The organism is Sphingomonas sp., from assembly GCF_035317925.1.
Taxonomy (GTDB): domain Bacteria; phylum Pseudomonadota; class Alphaproteobacteria; order Sphingomonadales; family Sphingomonadaceae; genus Sphingomonas_I.
Genome location: NZ_DATHFV010000100.1, coordinates 1 through 2041 on the forward strand (window position 1 = coordinate 1; position 2041 = coordinate 2041).

The following is a 2041-nucleotide window of genomic DNA, read 5'->3' on the forward strand; positions in this document are numbered from 1 at the left end:
GCACGGTCGCCCCCTTTCCTTCCAGTTCGGCCTTGGCGGCGTTCACGTCGGGCACCTCGAAGCAGACATGATGCTGCCCGCCTGCCGGATTCTTGGCGAGGAAACGCGCGATCGGGCTATTCTCGCCCAACGGCTCGAGCAACTCGATCTGGCTGTTGGGCGTATCGATGAAGCAGACGCGCACGCCCTGCGCGGGCAGGTCGAACGGCTCGCGCACGACGGTGGCGCCGAGCAGGGTCCGGTACATTTCGACCGCCGCCGGAATGGAGGGCGTGGCGATACCGACATGGTTGAGGGGCCCGAGTGCGATCATGAGTCCGTTTCCCCTGCTGCGATGATGTCCTGCCCGGTCAGCACCGGCGGATCGAAGGGGGTGATGCCGTCCGCCAGCGCCTGCTCGAACCGGTCGAGGAAGCCCTCCGGGTCGCGCACATCGAGCGGCTGGATGATATCCGGGCCGAAACGCCACCATGAAGCCGCCTGCAACCGCGCGATGACCGCCTCGGAAAAACGATAGCGGATCAGGCGGGCGGGAGAGCCGCCGACGATCGCATAAGGCGGCACGTCGCGCGTCACGATCGCGCGCGCCGCGACGATCGCGCCATTGCCGATCGTGATGCCGGGCTTGAGCAGCGCGCCCTCGCCGATCCACACGTCGTTGCCGATTTCGACCGGTTCGCTGCCCTGATCGAATCCGTGCAGCGCAAATCCCTTGGCGTCGACGTCCTGCAGGTAATCCGCGAATCCGCCCAGCGGCTGCGGGTTGTGCGAAAAAGGCGAGCTCGAAACCCAGTCGGCCGGGTGGCCCATGCCAAGCTGGCTCACGAGCGGCGCCATCGAAGAATAGCGGCCGATCCGCATGGTTGGCTCGAGCCGGCCCCACGTATAGGCGAAGGCGCCGATCGCGGCAGGCAAGGTCCTGCCCTCCAATATGTGCGAATAAGGCTCGATCCGCGCGTCCGGGTTGACCGAAAGCTGATCGCCGATCGCCCAGCGCCGACGGCTGCGCTGTGCGCTGTGCACGCGATGGCGGACGAAAAGCTCGATCAGATCGGGCGTAACGCGGACCCGCACGGCCTTGTTGGAGGCGTGAATCAACATTGCAGGCGGACCCATATCATCTCAGCGGCTCTCCCGCGGCGATGATCTGCGCGCCTGTCAGAACAGGCAATTCCAGGGGCTCGAGCCCCGCCGCAACCGCCATGTCCAGCCGATCGAGAAAGCGCTCGGGGTCGCTCGGATCGAGCGGTTGCAGCTTTTCGGGTCCGTAGCGCCACCATTCGGACTTGAGCAGGCGCGCAATCAACGCGTCTGCAAAGCGGAAACGCAGGATGCGGGCGGGCGTCCCCGCGACGATTGCATAAGGCGGCACATCGTGCGTCACCAGGCTGCCCGCCGCCACCACCGCGCCGTGGCCGATCGTAATCCCGCGCTTGATCAGCGTCCGCATGCCGACCCAGACATCATGCCCGAACTGAACCGGCCGATGGCCCGGATCGTAAACCTGCATGCGATATTCCTGCACGCCGATGTCATTGAGATAGAGCTCCAGGCCGCGAATATCCTGGTGGTTATGGGTCACCGGCGAGGTGGTCGCCCAATCGAGCGGATGATCGGCGGCGATCAGCTCCAGCCCCCACGAAAAGGAACAATAGCGCCCGATCGCCATTTCCCGGCTGAACGGGCTGTGGCTGTAGGAAAAAGCGCCGAGCGACAGCGGCAGCGTCGCGCCCGCGATCACCTGACCGTAATTTTCCAGCGCGGTATCCGGATGGAGGGTGATGACGTCGCCGACCTTCCACCGCTCCCCCGCCTTCGCCGTTGACAGGCGATGCTCGCGGAACAGGCTGAGCAATTCCTCCGTAATCCTGACGTTAACAATTCTCATCGGATCACAGCGGGATATTATCGTGCTTTTTCCATGGGTTTTCGAGCTGCTTGTCGCGCAGCTTGCGAAGCCCCAACGCGATCCGGCGGCGCGTGGAATGCGGCATGATCACTTCGTCGATGAAGCCCTTGGAGGCGGCGACGAACGGGTTGG

4 protein-coding genes are annotated in these 2041 nt (G+C 64.6%); all 4 read right to left on the reverse strand.

Annotated features, from left to right (window positions below; genetic code table 11):
* Positions 1 to 310, reverse strand: a 310-nt coding sequence (locus VK533_RS07490) for a VOC family protein (protein ID WP_324376244.1), incomplete at its 3' end; no start/stop codon positions are given.
* On the reverse strand, positions 310 to 1101 hold the full coding sequence (locus VK533_RS17205; RefSeq protein WP_349254969.1) for a CatB-related O-acetyltransferase: 792 nt from the start codon (positions 1099 to 1101) through the stop codon (positions 310 to 312). The genes VK533_RS07490 and VK533_RS17205, both read right to left, overlap by 1 nt.
* Before the next feature lie 16 nt (positions 1102 to 1117).
* Complete coding sequence (locus VK533_RS07500; RefSeq protein ID WP_324376245.1) at positions 1118 to 1888, reverse strand: CatB-related O-acetyltransferase; 771 nt, start codon at positions 1886 to 1888, stop codon at positions 1118 to 1120.
* A gap of 4 nt (positions 1889 to 1892) precedes the next feature.
* Positions 1893 to 2041, reverse strand: a 149-nt coding sequence (locus tag VK533_RS07505) for a carboxyl transferase domain-containing protein (RefSeq protein ID WP_324376246.1), incomplete at its 5' end; no start/stop codon positions are given.

Bases quoted from the DNA above. Each gene is read 5' to 3' on its own strand.
- VK533_RS17205 (WP_349254969.1), bottom strand. From the start codon at position 1,101: ATGTTGATTCACGCCTCCAACAAGGCCGTGCGGGTCCGCGTTACGCCC.
- VK533_RS07500 (WP_324376245.1), bottom strand. From the start codon at position 1,888: ATGAGAATTGTTAACGTCAGGATTACGGAGGAATTGCTCAGCCTGTTC.